Origin of the sequence: Glycomyces sp. YM15 (assembly GCF_016918015.1) — a bacterium.
Taxonomy (GTDB): Bacteria; Actinomycetota; Actinomycetes; order Mycobacteriales; family Micromonosporaceae; genus Glycomyces.
In genome coordinates, this window is the sequence record NZ_JAERMK010000010.1 from 151,947 (window position 1) to 167,877 (window position 15,931).

The 15,931-nt window shown below is 70.6% G+C and carries 12 protein-coding genes and 1 riboswitch; of the genes, 5 read left to right on the plus strand and 7 right to left on the minus strand.

What is annotated here, in order from left to right:
• The first annotated feature begins 256 nt into the window (after positions 1-256).
• From JHY01_RS13125 to JHY01_RS13145, 5 genes are all read left to right on the plus strand, one after another.
• Positions 257-2,146, plus strand: a complete 1,890-nt coding sequence (locus tag JHY01_RS13125; RefSeq protein WP_205326104.1) for a nitrous oxide reductase family maturation protein NosD — start codon at positions 257-259, stop codon at positions 2,144-2,146.
• Between the two features lie 68 nt (positions 2,147-2,214).
• A complete protein-coding gene (locus JHY01_RS13130) occupies positions 2,215-2,415 on the plus strand; it encodes a hypothetical protein (protein ID WP_205326105.1) in 201 nt (66 codons plus the stop codon).
• Positions 2,416-2,517: 102 nt separating this feature from the next.
• Positions 2,518-4,812: an AAA family ATPase gene (locus tag JHY01_RS13135; protein ID WP_205326106.1), complete on the plus strand. Its 2,295-nt coding sequence runs from the start codon at positions 2,518-2,520 to the stop codon at positions 4,810-4,812.
• A 57-nt stretch (positions 4,813-4,869) separates the two neighbouring features.
• On the plus strand, positions 4,870-5,694 hold the full coding sequence (locus JHY01_RS13140) for a potassium channel family protein (RefSeq protein ID WP_205326107.1): 825 nt from the start codon (positions 4,870-4,872) through the stop codon (positions 5,692-5,694).
• 137 nt (positions 5,695-5,831) lie between these two features.
• On the plus strand, positions 5,832-6,884 hold the full coding sequence (locus JHY01_RS13145) for a glycosyltransferase (RefSeq protein ID WP_205326108.1): 1,053 nt from the start codon (positions 5,832-5,834) through the stop codon (positions 6,882-6,884).
• Between the two features lie 58 nt (positions 6,885-6,942).
• Here the strand turns inward: JHY01_RS13145 and JHY01_RS13150 are convergent, their stop codons facing one another.
• The 7 genes from JHY01_RS13150 to JHY01_RS13180 all read right to left on the minus strand — a co-directional run bounded on the left by JHY01_RS13150 (position 6,943) and on the right by JHY01_RS13180 (position 15,522).
• A complete protein-coding gene (locus JHY01_RS13150) occupies positions 6,943-7,971 on the minus strand; it encodes a GNAT family N-acetyltransferase (RefSeq protein WP_205326109.1) in 1,029 nt (342 codons plus the stop codon).
• 386 nt (positions 7,972-8,357) lie between these two features.
• Complete coding sequence (gene thrC / locus JHY01_RS13155; RefSeq protein ID WP_205326110.1) at positions 8,358-9,644, minus strand: threonine synthase; 1,287 nt, start codon at positions 9,642-9,644, stop codon at positions 8,358-8,360.
• Positions 9,645-9,658: 14 nt separating this feature from the next.
• Positions 9,659-9,776, minus strand: a riboswitch (SAM riboswitch).
• A gap of 164 nt (positions 9,777-9,940) precedes the next feature.
• Positions 9,941-10,738, minus strand: a complete 798-nt coding sequence (gene folP, locus JHY01_RS13160; RefSeq protein ID WP_205326147.1) for a dihydropteroate synthase — start codon at positions 10,736-10,738, stop codon at positions 9,941-9,943.
• Positions 10,739-10,836: 98 nt separating this feature from the next.
• Positions 10,837-11,934: a hypothetical protein gene (locus JHY01_RS13165; RefSeq protein WP_205326111.1), complete on the minus strand. Its 1,098-nt coding sequence runs from the start codon at positions 11,932-11,934 to the stop codon at positions 10,837-10,839.
• A gap of 38 nt (positions 11,935-11,972) precedes the next feature.
• Positions 11,973-12,863, minus strand: coding sequence for an HAD family phosphatase (locus JHY01_RS13170; protein WP_205326112.1), 891 nt, complete (start codon positions 12,861-12,863; stop codon positions 11,973-11,975).
• A gap of 363 nt (positions 12,864-13,226) precedes the next feature.
• Complete coding sequence (locus JHY01_RS13175; RefSeq protein ID WP_205326113.1) at positions 13,227-14,306, minus strand: DUF5667 domain-containing protein; 1,080 nt, start codon at positions 14,304-14,306, stop codon at positions 13,227-13,229.
• Between the two features lie 421 nt (positions 14,307-14,727).
• Complete coding sequence (locus JHY01_RS13180; RefSeq protein WP_205326114.1) at positions 14,728-15,522, minus strand: ECF subfamily RNA polymerase sigma factor, BldN family; 795 nt, start codon at positions 15,520-15,522, stop codon at positions 14,728-14,730.
• Positions 15,523-15,931: the final 409 nt, after the last annotated feature.

The window sequence follows — 15,931 nt, forward strand, 5'->3', positions numbered from 1 at the left end:
TTGCTTACTCAGGTCCACTGAGCCGATTCAAGGTCGGCGAGCGGGCGCCTTGGGCGTACTGCGAGGGAGGACCGCTCACTGTATTGTGAGTGGTTCTCCCTTTCTCTGTACTGGCTACCAGTGCAGACGGCGTAGTCCGCTGCGCGAGCGCGGCATACCGCCCCCTCCAAGGGCGGTATGCCGCGTCTTCGCATCCCATGCGCGCCAGCACTTTCCGGCCCTTCACATCACGTGCCTCCCGCGTTACCCTGAGCCCGTGCCCCCCGCGCCCCACCCACAGCACCGCCTCGCGACGGTCGTCTTCGCCGTGATCGCGTTCGCCGCAATCGCCTTGAGCTGCTTCGCCGGTGGCCTCGCCGCCGAGTACCGCACCGTCGACCTGCTCGACTCCGGGGGTTTCGACGGCGTCGAGCCGCCCGCCTACCGAGAGAGCGGCCCCGTCCTCCTCGTCTGCGGCGACGACGCCGAGGACTTCGCCGAACGTAACGACGACGTGGACCTGCGCCGCGTCGAGAACCAACGCCTCTACGAGGACTGCCTCGCGAGCGGCCATCGCGACCTCGCCTCCGCGGTGGCCGCAGCCGAGCCCGGCTCCCGCATCCTGGTCCTCCCCGGCCGCTACGATCTCGCCGAGACGCTGCTCTTGGACGGCACCGCCGACCTCCAGATCGAAGGCCTGGGCGACGGCCCCGAAGCCGTGCTCCTCTCCGGCGGGTTCGCACTCGACACGGTCCTCGAAGCCAGGGATGCCACCGGCATCCATCTCAGGAATCTGACGCTCGGCCAGGCCCGCGAATCCGGGCTCCTGCTCGACGGTGTCGAAAGCGTCGCAGTCGAATCCGTGGACGTCGTCCAGAGCGGCGGTCACGGTCTCCATGTCAGCGGCTCCCGTGCGGTCGCCCTCACCGACTGCCGCGCCACGGCCGCCGATGACGCCGGGATCGCCGTCGAGAACTCGAAGGCGACCGTCGAAGGCTGCGAGTCCACCGGCAGTGCCACCGGGATGCTCGTCTCCGGGAGCATCGCGGTCGTCGACGGGAACCGCCTGCACGGCAACACCACCGGCCTCGCGGTCACCGATACCGGTCCGGCTCCGAATGTCGCCGTCACCGGCAACCTCGTGTACGGCAACAACACCGATCACTACGACCGCCTCGGCACCCCCGCCTGCGCCGCCGATCTCGCCGACCGGGACTGGTCCGAGGGGATCGTCTGCCCCGAGCGCACCGTCCCGCTCGGCGTGGGGGTCCTCGTCGCCGACGCCGCGCGTGTCAGCGTCACCGGCAACCGCATCTGGAACCAGGAGGCCGCCGCCATCGCCACGTGGGGCACGCCGGGTGTCTACGGCGGTGCGGGGGATGCGAACACCTTCGCCGAGAACATCTTCGGTGTCCGCGACGACGGCCGGCGCGAGCGTAATCGGCTCGACCTGTGGTGGGACGGCACGGGCTCGGGCAACTGCTTCGACGAGCCGAATGCGTTCCGCACCTTCCCGGCGGTGCTGCCCGATTGCGAGGACGGGGCCGGGGCTTCGCGGATCTCGGGTGAGCCGTTGCGGGCCTTGAAGGTGTGGCGGTGCGGTGTCGGCGATGCCGCGGCGGGGATGCCTGAGGGCTGCGACTGGTTCGGGGCGCGGTTCACCGACCGGCTCGAGTTCCAGGTGGCCGTGGTCTTCACCGCGGCGCTGCTGTTCCTCACCGGGGCGGGCTGGCTTGCGGCGGCGCGTACGGAGCATCCGCCGCGTGCGGGCCGGATGACCTTCTCGGCCATGGCGACCGGCGCTGGCGGCCTGCTGCTGGTGCTGGCGGTCTGGTCGGGGCGGGCGGACTACGAGGCGTTGGCGGTCGGCCTGTGGGGTGTGGGCTGGCTGCTCGCGGGGCGTTCGTGGCGGCAGTGCGGGATGCCGTTCTTCGGGTTGTTCACGGGTCTGATCGGTGCGGTGGCGGTGATGGACGCGGTCGATCGGGCGGTGTGGACGCTGCCGTTCGTTCCGGTTTCGCCGGCGTGGATCTGGTCGGTGTCGCTGCCGTTGTGGACGCTGGTGGCGCTGAGCCTGGCGTTCGGTCCGCGCCGCCGGGAGGAGGAGCGGCCCGTGGTGGAGCGGACGCCGGTGACCGCGCCGGCGCATGATCGCTGGGATTGGTGACCGGGGCGGGCGGGTGGTCCGGTCCGGCTCTGCAGTCGCGACAGGGGTCGATCACGTACTGTTGTGCCATGACTTGGACGTGGATGCTCGAAGACGCCGACGGCAATGCGATCGACACCCCCGACAGCGACCTGGGCAGCCAGGGCGATGCGGAGTCGTGGTTGGGCGAGCGGTGGCGCGAGTTCGCCGAGCAGGGCGCTGCGGCCGCGATCCTGTTCGAGGACGGCCGCCAGGTCTACCGGATGGAGCTTTCTCCGGCTGAGGAGTAGTCGTCGGGGGAGGTCGCGCTGTGCGCGTGAGTTGCCGGCGTGGCAAGACCGGCGCAGCGTGAGAGTCGCCGTCCGTCGCCCGGCCGTAATAGGCTGGGCGGCGTGACCGACTCTGGTTCCCTCACTTTGACAGCGACCCGTGCGAAGGCCGGGCTCGACGCCCGGCGCGGCATCGTGCGCCTCCACCCTGAAGCCTTGACCGCGCTCGGGCTGCGTGCCGGTGACGCGGTGGAGCTGACGGGGCGGCGTACGACGGCCGCGATCGCGCTCGCCGCCAACCGCTACGCGTCTCGTCGTGCGCTGTACGCCGACGATCTGACGTTGGGGAACATCGGTGCGCGCGACGGCGATCCGGTGCGGCTCGCGCCGGTGTCGCTGGCGGCGGCCGACCGGGTGGTGCTCTCTGGTCCGGCTTCGGCGGTGGCCGTGGTCGATCCGGACACGCTGCGCTTGGCGCTGCTGTCGAAGGTCGTGGGCGAGGGCGATGACGTGTCGCTGCTGCCGATCGAGCTGGGGGACGGGCAGCGCGAGATCGTCGCGTCGACCCGCCGCACGCTCAACAACACGCTCGGCATCGGCTGGACCACCATGGTGCTCAACGTGGTCGAGTCGATTCCGGTGAGCGGCGCGATGATCACCTCGGACACGCGGGTGGAGTGGCAGCACGACGCCCCCGCGTCCATCGACGTGCCGCTCGAGTCCGGCCGGGTCGCGAACCTGGGCCGCGCCCGCGCCCCGATGCCCGCCTCGTATGCGGGTGGTGAGGCCGCCGCGGTCCGCCCTCGCGCCGAGACCGCGGGCCGGGTCGACGCGCAGCCCGAGGCCCGGCCCGGGATCGCGCCGATCCCGTACGAGGAGCTGGCCGGGGCCAAGATCCCCGCCGAGGAGCTGCGGGAACTGCTCGACCTCGGTTTCAACCACCGGGAGGTCCTGAAGGTGGTGGGCACCGACATGGCGCTCGGCGTGCTCGTCTCGGGGCCGTCGGGGGCGGGGAAGGCCACGGTGGCGCGCTCGGTCGCGGCCGCCGTCGGCGCCCGCGTCAGCGAGGTCTCCGGGCAGGATCTGGCCGCACTCGAGGCGAACGCGGCGGCCGACCGGCTGCGCGCCGCCGTGGCCGAGCTCGCGGTCCCGGGCGTGCTGCTCGTCCGCGGGGTCGAGGCGATCGCTCCGGCCGGGAAGCGGACCCCGTTGGGCACCATGTTCACCCGTCTCGTCGACGAGGTCCTGTCCGAGCCGGGCGAGCACGCCGTGGTGTGCACGACCGCGCGCATCGAGGACGTCGACACCGCGCTGCGCTCGCGCCTCGAATATGAGGTCGTGGTCCCGATGCCGGACGCCGACGCCCGCCGGGACCTCCTCGTGTACTTCACGCGCGGCATGAAGGTGGCCGAGGACGTGAAGCTCGAGAAGGTCGCGCACCGCGCCCCCGGGTACGTGGCCTCCGACCTCGCCGTCATGGTCCGCGAGGCCGGAGTGCGGGCGGCCATGCGCGCCAAGGACGGCGGCGCGACCGCGCTGCAAGGCGCCGACTTCGACGGCGCGCTCGAGTCGGTGCGGCCCACGAGCATGTCCGGGGACTCGGTCGAGCTCGGCGGGCTCACACTCGCCGACGTGGGCGGCATGGACGACCTCAAGCAGACGCTCACTGAGACCGTGCTGTGGCCGCTGACCTACCCGGACGCGTTCACGCGTTTGGGCATCGAGGCCCCGCGCGGCATCCTCCTGTATGGACCTCCCGGTTGCGGCAAGACGTACATCGTGCGCGCCGTCGCGGGCGAGGGGCACGCGAACGTGTTGAGCGTCAAGGGCTCCGAGCTGCTGAACAAGTGGGTCGGCGAATCGGAGAAGAACGTGCGGGAGCTGTTCCGACGCGCCCGCCAGGCGAGCCCGACCCTGATGTTCTTCGACGAGCTCGACGCCCTCGCGCCGGTGCGCGGTGGCGGGACCGACGGCGGCACCGCCGACCGCGTGGTCGCCGCGCTGCTGACCGAGCTCGACGGCGCGGAGTCGCTGCGGGACGTCGTCGTGGTCGGCGCGACCAACCGGCCCGACATGATCGACCCGGCGCTGCTGCGGCCCGGCCGGCTCGAACGCCTCGTGTACGTGCCGCCGCCGGACGCGGTCGGCCGCGCCGACATCCTGCGCGCCAACGCGAAGAACGTTCCGTTCGCCGACGACGTCGACCTCGACCAGGTCGCCGACGAGCTCTGGCTCTACTCGGCAGCCGACTGCGCCGCGCTCGTGCGCGAGGCCGCGCTCACCGCCATGCGTGAATCCCTGGAAGCCAGCATCGTCACCGCCTCCCATGTGGCCCAGGCGATGGAGCGCGTCCGCCCCAGCCTCGACCCCGAACAGCTCGAATACCTGGAGAACTACGCCCACAACCGGGAAGGCTGACCGCGGGCGCCGCCGCGGTGTTGCGCCTCCGTGACCGCGAGTCGATAACCTGGACGCATGTCCTCCCCGTCGACTCCCGCCCACGACCAGCGCTGGCCGCCGCAGCTGACCGCCTGGGAGCGCGCCACGAACCTGCCGCTGCTCGCCCTGGCCTTGCTGTTCCTCATCGCCTACGCGGTCCCGATTCTCCGGCCGGGCCTGCCCGGTTGGGTCGGGTCCGCCGCGAACGCCGTCTTCGCCCTGGTCTGGATCCTGTACGCGATCGACTTCGCGGTGCGGATCACGAAGGCGGGCGAAGGGAACCGCGTCCACTTCGTCGTCACGCACCCGCTCGACCTGCTCATGGTGCTCCTGCCGATGCTGCGGCCGCTGCGGGTCGTGCGCATCGTCGTGCTGCTGTCCGAGGTCTTCCGCCGCCACGCGGAGGCCTCGAAGCGCTTCCAGGCGGTCTTCTACGTGGTCAGCGTGACCGGCATGATCCTGCTGGTCTCCAGCCTGGCGATCCTCGACGCCGAACGGGACGCGGACCAGACGCAGATCGCCGACTTCGGCGACGCCCTGTGGTGGTCGGTCGTCACCGCCACCACCGTGGGTTACGGCGACATGGTGCCGCAGACCACCGAGGGCAAGGCCATCGCGGCCTTCCTGATGTTCGCGGCGATCGGCCTCGTCGGCCTGGTGAGCGGCTCGCTCGCGTCCTGGTTCGTCGACCGCGTCTCCGCCGCCGAAGAGACCCTCGAACGCGCCGAGTTCGCCGAGCTGCGCACTCGCATGGACCATATGGAACGGCAGATCGCCGACCTCCACGCCGCGCTCGTGCCCGGACCCGGCACCGGCCTCCCGGCCCCTCGTGAAGGCGGCGTACCGACTACCGTGGATTGACCGGCACGTATAGGTTGCAGTGGACGGTCCTGTCCGGAATGTTCAGCCTCCGTTGGCATATCCGTCACCATCGCGCACTAGCCTGCCCGGGGACGCGCAGGCGCGGCCGACGCCGCGCCTTTCCTGGAGGGAATCCCATGCGACTGACGCGACTGCTGCCCGCGAGGCTGCGCCGCAGGCTCCGCGCCGCCGCCAATGCCCGCGCGGCCTCCGTCCCGCTCCCTGCCTCCTCGGAATTCCTGCACGTCATCGCCACCCGCCATGGCATCGGCGTCTTCGACGAGCAGTGGTTCGCCTACCGGCAGCTCCTGCTCGAGCACGTCACCCTCGCCTCGCTCGACGCCCAGACCCACCGCGACTTCGTGTGGCTCATCGCGATCGACCGCGAGATGCCCCCGGTCGCGAGGCAGCGCCTCGACGATCTGGCCGCCGAGCGACCCTGGATCCACCTCGCGGAGACCGAGCTCAAACGCGATTTCGTGCCCGACCTCGTGTCCTGGACCCGCGAGGAGGCGCGCGCCCGCGGCAAGGGCTGGGCCCTCACCACGCGCCTCGACGATGACGACGCGATCCACCGCGGCCTGGTCGGACGCCTCCACGGAGCGGCCGCCGCGTACCTCGCCGAGGGCCGCGCCGCGCCCGCGATCCTCTCGCCCGTCTTGGGCTGCAACTGGGTTCCCTCAGAGGCGGCCGGGCACCGCGCCTACCACCACAGTCCCTCGATCGGCCTCAGCCTCCTGGAGCCGGCCGAACGCGCGACCACGGTCTACCGCCGCAACCACTCGACGCTCGCCCAGACCCTCGTCCCCGGCGGCGTCAGCGTCCGCCACCTCGACGGCGAGACCCCCTCCTGGCTGTACGCCCACACCGGGCTCTCCGACCAGCAACGCGACGGCTCCGAGCGTATGTCCAAAGTGGCTGAACATTCGCACGCGGTCACGCTCGACGCCGCCGCGCTCGCCGAGTTCGGCATCACCTCGGAAGGACTGCGCCTGCTGCGGCGCACGCCCGAACCCGAGCCGCACGAGACCCTGCACCTGCTCAACCGGCGCGGCCTCGACGTCGAGCAGGAGATCCACGACCTCCGCGAGGCCATGTCCCGCAATGGCGGCGGCGACGCGGCCCTGCGCCGCAAGATCGCGAAGCTCCACGCCGAACGCCGCCGCATGCACGAGCACCTGATCCGCTAAGACACTGACGCGAGCCGTAGGTGGCATGGATCATGGTTTGCATGTATGCGAGTATGCGTTATCGATCGAGCTTCTTCTGGTACACGTTCTCGTGGCAGACCAGCCGGTAGCCGACAGACTCGTTGATGGCGATCATATGGGTGTTGCTGGTCGCGTTGCCGGTCCACACGTACTTCATGCGGGGCCGCCACGCGCGCACCTGACGCTGGTTCGCGATCTTGAGGAGCGTGCCCAGCCGGTGACCGCGAAACCGCGGGTCGACGATCGTGTCGCCCTGGTGGCAGTGCTCCTCGGCACCGCCTTCGATGATGATCTCGGTGAACCCGGCGACATCGCCGGTCTCCTTGTGCACGGCCGCCGCATGGAGGTGCAGTTCGCCGCGCAGTCGGCGCATGTCGGCCCAGTCGCGGATGCGCTCGCGGTCGATGGCCGCCTCCTGGAGGTCCCAGTCGCCCAATGGCATGTCGGTGTACATGCGGCCGTGCAGGTACGCGATGCCGTCGATGATCCGCTCGGGCGGCAGGCCCGCGAACGGCACGATGTCGAAGTCCGCGGCTTTCGCCGAGGCCTGGTCCCAGAGCAGGTCGAGGGCTTCCTCGTCCACGGTGTCGAGATCGACCGCGCGGACCGCGCCGCCCAGGGACATGGTGTAGCCCTTGCCGACCGCGAACACGGCGCCGTCCGCGCTGATGTCGGGCGCGCCGTCGCCGGGCATCGGCAGCCACGTCGAGATCGTGCTCCGGCTCTCGTCGGCGGCGCGTTCCTCCATGTGCCGTAGCAGTGCCGAGCCGACGCCGCGGCGCCGCTCGTTCGGGTGCACGCCCAGTTCGAAGTACATCGAATGCGTGTTGTCGAGCACCGGTAGCGCGAGGTCGAGATGGCCGAGGACCCGTTCGTCGCGGACCGCGACCCAGCGTTCCCCGCGGGAGTCGTTCCGGCTCACCAGGATCGAGGCGAGCACGTGCGCAGGGTTGAACGGCCTGGCTCCGGCGTGGTCGTGTGCGCCGACGGCCTCCATGACCGCGAGGCGGGACCGGACCTGCGCGAGGTCGCCCAAATCGAGGGGCACGATGTCGAAATGCGTCATGGCCCGAGTCTGGCGGACCATGCCGACGCGATCAAGCCTATTGCCTTGTGCGGCAATAGGCTTGGAGGAAATGGTTTGGGCGCCTGGGGATTTGGGCACACACCGAAAGGGGAGTTGGTCGGGAGACCGCAGATCCTGACACCGGCTGGCGCTGCTCGACACGTTCTAGCCCCAGGACTCGCAGTCAACCGGGTGAGTGGCGACAGGACGTCTGCGGCCTCCCGCAAGAAGAATTCTTGCTTATTCACTGAATAGGGTCAAGACCCGACGACCGATTGATTTCTGTCGGGTACCCGACACAAGCATTCACATCGGTCACACACAGTGATAAATTCGGGAGTTCGGAAAGCGTTTGACTGGGAATGCTTTCCAAACCCCCGCTCTACTCAGGACTCCAGAAGTCCCGCTTCCTTAGCCGCTTTCAATGAGGGCTTCACCGTGTGCGTCGGTCCGACCAGCGAGGACACTGCATCGAGGGTCTTCAGGCCTTCACCGGTGTTGTAAATGACGGTCTCGGCCTCCGGGTCCAACTGTCCCGACTCAAGCAGCTTACGGAGCGTAGCGACGACCACGCCGCCGGCCGTTTCAGCGAATACACCGGTGGTCGCGGCGAGCAGCCGGACGCCCTCGCGGATCTCGTCGTCGGTCACCTTGGCCATGCCGCCGCCCGTGCTGCGGCACGCCTCGATCGCGTAAGGACCGGCCGCCGGGTCGCCGATGTTGAGGCTCTTCGCGATGCCCGTCGGCTTCACCGGCGTGATCACGTCCGTGCCCTCGGCGAACGCGTCGGCGATCGGGCTGCACCCGGCCGACTGCGCACCGAAGACCCGCACCTTGCCCGGCTCGACCAGCCCGATCTCGGCCGACTCCTCGAACGCCTTGTGGATCTTCGTCAAGAGCTCGCCCGAGGCCATCGGCACCACGACCTGCTCCGGCAGTCGCCAGCCGAGCTGCTCGGCCACCTCGTAGCCGAGCGTCTTCGAGCCCTCGGCGTAGTACGGGCGGATGTTGACGTTCACGAACGCCGTCGTCTCGAAGTCGTCCGTCTCCGTCAGCTCCGAGCAGAGCCGGTTCACGTCGTCGTACGAGCCCTGCACCGCGACCAGCTTGCCGCCGTAGATCGCCGACTGGACGATCTTGCCCGGCTCCAGGTCGTGCGGGATGAACACGATCGACGGCACGCCCGCGCGGGCCGCGTGCGCGGCCACCGAGTTCGCCAGGTTGCCCGTCGAAGCGCACGCGAAGCGGTCGAAACCGAGCTTGATCGCGGCCGAGACCGCGGTCGACACCACGCGGTCCTTGAACGAGTGGGTGGGGTTCGCCGAGTCGTCCTTCACCCAGAGCTTGCGCATCCCCAGCGCCTTCGCGAGGTTCTTCGCGTCGATGAGCGGGGTCAGGCCCGGGTTCAGGCTCACCCGGTCCTCGGGGTGGGCGCCCACGGGCAGCAGCGGCGCGTACCGCCAGATGTTCTGCGGACCGGCCTCGATCTGCTCGCGCGTGACCTTCGCCAGCTCCGCCTGGTCGTAGTCGACTTCGAGCGGGCCGAAACACTGCCAACAGGCGTGCTGGGCGATCAGGTCATAGGTGGCGTTGCAGTTGCGGCAGATCAGACCCTTGGCCGGGCTGTCGGCACCGAGTTCTCTGGTCTGCGAAGCAGATTGCGCATTGGACATACGAGAAGGCTCCTCCCTCATCTTCCCCGCGCAGCGGGCCGGAATTGGCACCTGCCGCCTGCCCCTGAAATGGCGGGCCGGTGGTTGCCGCAGCGTCGCAGGGCCGGACCCCTCAGCTGCTCTGGATGAAGTACGAGCCGAATGCTACGGGTGTGACAGCCGAATCCGCAACCGTTGTTCCAAGTTTCGAGATGGGTTCGCAATCCCACCGATCCGATCGGCGAGCTGTCCCGAGCCTGGTCAGGGCGCCACGAGGTCCAACGCGCCGCCTGCGCGTTGTCCGTGATCTGTCACGCCTACCGGGCCCGGCGCGTCGCAAGCCACACGGCCCGCGCGTCGGCCGTCCCGGCCACGTCGTGGACCCGCACGCCCCACGCGCCCGCCTCGAACGCCAGGACCGAGGTCGCGAGCGTCGCCGCCTCCCGCTCGCCGACCGGGCGCGGCTTCCCGCTCTCGTCCTCGAGGAGCTTCCCGAGGTACGACTTCCTCGAGGAGCCGAACAGCACCGGGTACCCCAGGGCCACGAACTCGTCGAGGTGCGCCGAGAGACGCCAGTTGTGCTCGGCCGACTTCGCGAACCCGAGCCCGGGATCGAGGATCAGCTTCGAGCGGTCCACACCGGAGTCCAGGGCCGCCTCGACCCGGTCCTCCAGCTCGGCCTTCACGTCGGCCACCACGTTCTCGTAGTGCTGGAGCCGCTGCATGTCCGCCGAATGGCCGCGCCAGTGCATCAGGACCCACCGCACGCCCGTGTCGGCCACGACCCGCGCCATGTCCGGGTCGGCCAAGCCGCCCGAGACGTCGTTGACGACGCACGCGCCGGCGTCGACGGCCGCCGCCGCCACGGCCGCCCGGGTCGTGTCGATCGAGACGGCGAGGCCCCGTTCGGACAGCGCCGCCACCACGTCCACGACGCGCGCGATCTCGGTCGCGGGGTCGACGCGGTCCGCGCCGGGCCGGGTCGACTCGCCGCCCACGTCGATCAGGTCGGCCCCCTCGGCGGCCATCTGCTCGCCGTGCGCCACCGCGTCGCCGAAATCGAGATAGCGGCCGCCGTCGGAGAACGAGTCGGGGGTGACATTGAGGACACCCATGATCTCGGGCCGGGCCGGGCCGTCCTGCGGTGCGCTCAAGTCGCCAGGTGTGGTCACGGCATCGACGTTACCCGTGCCCGGTCAGCGAAGCGTTCTCATCAAGCGAGGTCCGTGAGGTCCAGCACGTGCCACACCAGCAGCTCGCCGGTCCCGGTCGACCACCACAGGCACTTGGCGTCGGCGCCGGTCTCGCCCGCGCTGGAGGCCACGAGGTACTCGGCGCCCTCCTGGAGGTCGAAGAGCGTCAGCGTCGTCCCGTCGCCGGTGGCGGCCTTGGACTCCGCGAGCGGCTCGAACCGGTCGATGAGCCCGACGTCGGGCGACACCGCGGACGTGAAGCCCTCGGCGACCGTCGCCCGGTCGCTCCCGTCTGGACGGATGAGGTCGACGCGCGAGCCGTCCTCGGCGGTCACGATCAACCGGCACCACGTGGCCGAGCAGAGCGTCAGCTCGTCGGACCCGGAGAACACCTTGATGCCCGCGCCGGTGTCGGTGCGCACGAGCTGCGCCCCGCCCAGCGAATCGGATCCGGCGCTGGCGAGCCACGGCCAGGCGGCGGCCTGCCATGCGCCGCGGTGGCCCACGATCTCGACCTCGCCGCCGTCGACGTCGACCGACCGGTGCTCGGTGACGAGCGCTTCGTCGCGCGCGGTCGAGAGCCAGTGCAGCCCTTCGGCGGCGAACTGGAGGTCGTAGGCGCTTCCGGCGGTGATCACGTCCCCGGTGTCGGCCGTCAGGAGCGCGGCCTCGCCGGGGCTGCCGTCGGCGCCGCGTTCGGCGGTCCACAGTTCGGAGACGACCCGGCCCTGCTCGTCGGGCACCGACTGGAGCCACGCGAACCGCTCATCGGTGGCCGCCGCGGCGACGATCCCGGGCACGCCGCCGGGTTCGGCGACGACCTCGATCACGGCTTCGCCCTCGGCGGGCTGGCGCACATAGAGCAGGTTCCCGGCCTCGTCGGTGCCGAGGAGCGCGTTCAGGTCCGGGGAGGTGTCCAGGACGGCGAGCGGGGTCCAGGCCCGGCCCTCGATCTGGCCGGGCAGGTCGACCGGTTCGGCGTCCCAGGTCTCCCACACCGTCGGCGCGGTCTGCGGCACGGGGACGGTCTCGGGCCGGTCGGGGGAGGGCCAGGCGAGCCAGGCGACGGCGAGCACCGCCGTTCCCGCGAGGGTGAGCCGCTGCGCCAGGTCGTCCATCGGCCCCATTCTGCTACCGGCCCCGAACCGGGCTGCGGCTAGTCCCGCTCGCGGGACTTGTACAGGTACAGCAGGCCCGCGCCCACCCCGGCGGCGGCCGCGGTCGGGAGCGCGAGCTTCGCGGCGCGGCGGCCGCGCCGGTAGTCGAGGACGGGCCAGCCGTAGTGGCGGGCCTGGCGGGCGAGCCGCGTGTCGGGGTTGACGGCGATGGCCCGCCCCACCTTGCGCAGCATCGGCAGGTCGTTCGCCGAGTCCGAGTAGGCGGTGCACTGCTCCAGGTTGAGTCCACGCTCGGCCGCGAGCTGTTCGAGCCCATCGGCCTTCGCGGGGCCGTGCATGAGGTCCCCGACGAGGCGGCCGGTGTAGCAGCCGTCCTCGATCTCGGCGATGGTGCCGAGCGCCCCGGTCAGACCGAGGCGGGAGGCGAGGACACCGGCGAGCTCGACCGGGCTGGCCGTCACGAGCCACACCTCCTGGTCGGACTCGAGGTGGCGTTCGGCGAGGCGGCGCACGGGCGCGAGGATGCGCGGCGAGATGTCGCGGTCGACGACCTCTTCGCAGAGCTTGCGCATCTCCTCGACGGGGAACCCGGCGACGAGCTCGAGCGCGGAGGACTTGACGGAGGAGATGTGCCCGTGGTTCTCGGCGCCGAACTTGAAGCGCGCCTGCTTCCAGGCGAAGTTGAGGATGTCGCGCCCGGAGAGCACACCGTGCTTGGCGAGGGCGCGGGCGAGCCAGTACGTGGAGGCGCCGTGCATGAGGGTGTTGTCGACGTCGAAGAAGGCGGCGGTGGGGAGGTGGGCGAGCTCGTCGTCTCCCGGCGCGGCGGGCTCGACGACGACGGAGTGGGTCAGCGCGGAGCCGCCAGCCCGCACGGTTCGTGGGAGGGGCGTGGCGGAGGCGGTGGAGGAAGCCTCGATCTCAGACACCCTAAAAGCCTACAAGCCTCAGGCAGACGGCCTGTAACGCCTGGACGCGAGCCCGGTGAATTTCCAGTGTGGGCCTGGTTATATGAGCGCGGCTACGTGGGTTGGGAAGCGGAGCGCCGCCTTGGGCGGCTTCCGGCGGAGCGACCCCTTCCGGGTGACACCGCCGCCGCGAGGCCCTGGTTGCGTCGTGCCCCCGCGCCATGCCGGCGACTGCGGTCCCTTGGGCGGGTGGAGGATTCGGGACGGCATACGGCCTTGTGCGGCGAACCCACGACGGCGACGGGCCGGGAAGCCTCTCGGCTTCCCGGCCCGCTACTCCGCACTCATATCGCTCTCATGCATCGGCTCCGCGAACCGCGGCCGCTACTGGAACAGATCCGAGATGATCCCGGTCAATTCGCCCAGGACGTCGCCGTCCTCGGTCTCGTCGTTCGGCGCCCCGGTGGTCGCCGGGTCGCTCGCGCCGCCCGTGGCCGGATCCGTCAGCGGCGCTTCGCTGATCCCGCCCGAGTCGCCGCCCGTCGCGGGCTCCGACTCGCCGTCGGCCTCACCGGTGGCCTCGCCGCCGCCGGACTCCGCCGCACCGGTCTCGGCGCCTTCGGTGGCGCCCGACTCGGCCGGCGCCGTCGCGTCAACGGCGTCCTTCACGCACGAACCCGGGATCGGGCCCAGCGCGTCGGTCGCACCGCCGGCCTCGGTGCAGTCGAGCGCGCCGCGCAGCTCCACCGACCGGACCGCCGCGGCCTCGAGCACCGCGACCAGCTCCTCGCCCGCGACGAGCGCCTCGCCGTCGAGCTCGTCCGCCAGGTCCTCGAGCACCCAGCGGTGCTCGTTGGTGAACAGGTCGACGTAGTCGAGCGGTGCCGGGTCTCCGCTCTCCACGGCGATCTCGCCCAGCAGCGCGGTGCCGCTGCGCAGCTCCCCGGTGGCGTCGCTCAGCGCGCTCGCGACCGCCGCGTCGTCACCGACGACCTCGGAGGCCTCCTGGATGCGCGTGCGCGCGAACTCCAGGTACAGCTGCGCCCGCCCGAGGTCGTTGCCCGCCAAGGCGAGCTGCGCCCGCTCGGTGGAGCGTTTGACGCCGTAGAGGGTCTCGCCCGGCAGCGCGTCGCCCGAGGCCGCGGAGACCCCGGAGACGGCCACGGTGCCGGTGAGCAGGGCCGCCACGATCGCGAGGCGGCGCCCGCCACGCGGACGGCGCGGGAACATGTCGTCGAGCACCGGGGCCCGTCTGGTCTCGGGCACGACCGCGCTGGCGCGCGCCCTGGCGGTGACGCCGATGCCTTCTTCCGCGGCGACCGCCATGAGCCGCCGCCTGGTGGCGTCCTGCCAGTGCTGCGACGGCCGGCTCGCGGCCATGAGCTGCTCGCCGAGGCCGCCGAGCCTTTCGGTGACGCCGACGAGTTCGGCGAACGCTTCCGCGGCATCTGTGTGCACTGGCACGGCCGATGGGTCAGCGCTGCGCTGATGAGGGAGGGTGGGGTCCTCGGAGTCAAGCAGCCGCGCGAATTCCTCCGCGCGACGGCGCTCCATAGGGTTCAAAGTCACCGGGCACACCCCCTCTCACTGCATGGATCCTGCTCCTGTACTGAGAACAACGCACGAGTAGCCCCTGAGGTTACGGTTCGCCGAGAACCTTGCGACGCGGACCACTTTGTCCGCCCCGCCGTTGGATTCCGCGGCGGCAAAGGGCCATTGGAGGGCCCTGACCTGGCAGTGTCGGTCCGGCCGGGGAGTGCCCGGAGGACCGCTGATGACGAGTTGGCGGGCCGAAGCCCGCGGAGACGGGTTGTTGTCGCTTTTCCGACGGCAGCCTGAGCCGCCGGAGGCGAAGGAGGTGGAAAAGGGATCGGAAACGCCTACCTCAACCTCGGAAGCCGTCCGGCAGCAGCCGTGCGAGGGTGCGCACGGCCCGGTACTGGAGCGCCTTGACCGCGCCTTCGTTCTTGCCCATGGTGCGGGCGGTCTCGGCGACGGTGAACCCCTGCAGGAAGCGCAGCACGATGCATTCCTGCTGGTCGGGGTTGAGCTTCTTGACCGCGGTGAGGAGGGTGGCGTTGGTGAGCTTCTCCAGCGCGGCGGTCTCGGGAGAGGTGGTCGGGTCGGTCTCCGGGGAGTCGGTCCCCAGGACGTCGGGTTTGACGATCTCGAGCCGGTAGCGGCCCGACTTGAAGTGGTCGACGACCAGGTTCCGCGCGATCGTCACCAGCCAGGCCCCGAAGGCCCGGCCCTGCCAGCTGAAACTGGAGATGCGGCGCAGCGCCCGCAGGAACGTCTCGGAGGCGAGGTCCTCTGCCAGCTGGGCGTTGTTCACCCGGAAGTAGATGTAGCGGTAGACCGTATCGCTGTAGCGGTCGTAGATCTCGCCGAAGGCGCTCGGGTCGCCGTCCTGGGCGCGCGCCACCAGGTCGGCCACCTCGTCGCCGTCCACCTGGTCGGTGCTCGGGTCGTGCTGCTCGGGGCCGGCGGTGTCGGTCGCGCCGGCGCCCGCGCCGCTGCCGGAGCGCACGTGGTGCTGCTCGGCGGTGCCGGTGCCGAGGCTCAGGACGGTCCACACGGCCTGCCGGAGCCGTTCGAAGGTCGGGGCGGGCAGTCGTGTCAGGGACTCGACGATGGCGCTGCCGCCGTACAGGTAAGGGGCGAGATCTGCGTTGAGCATCGCGGTGTTTCGGTTCGCGTAGGGCACTCTTGGCGAAGCTTGCGAGCCATAGATGCGGCTGGACATTGCTGGTGCAATACCGGGCACTAGTGGCCTCCTCGTGTGAGGGGTCGGGCCGAGTCATGCGATCGGGTCCCGCAGGGACTGACCCGCCTGAGTCTAGAAATCAGGAAGGCCGCCGACGCGGATTTGCGTTCGGCGTGTCGCGTTCGGTGACGGCTTGGATGCAGGCGATGTCGGCGCTCGCCCGGTGCCCCGACGTACCCTTCTTCAAGGGGGCGGAATCCCACCATTACCTCCCCAAATGTTTGGAGGTCCGCGTTCGCGGACCGGTTCTGGCTCAATAGTGATCGAGGAATGACAGAGGGTGTCGCACAGCTTGTGCGATCTTCTGATTCCTGGAGGGAGC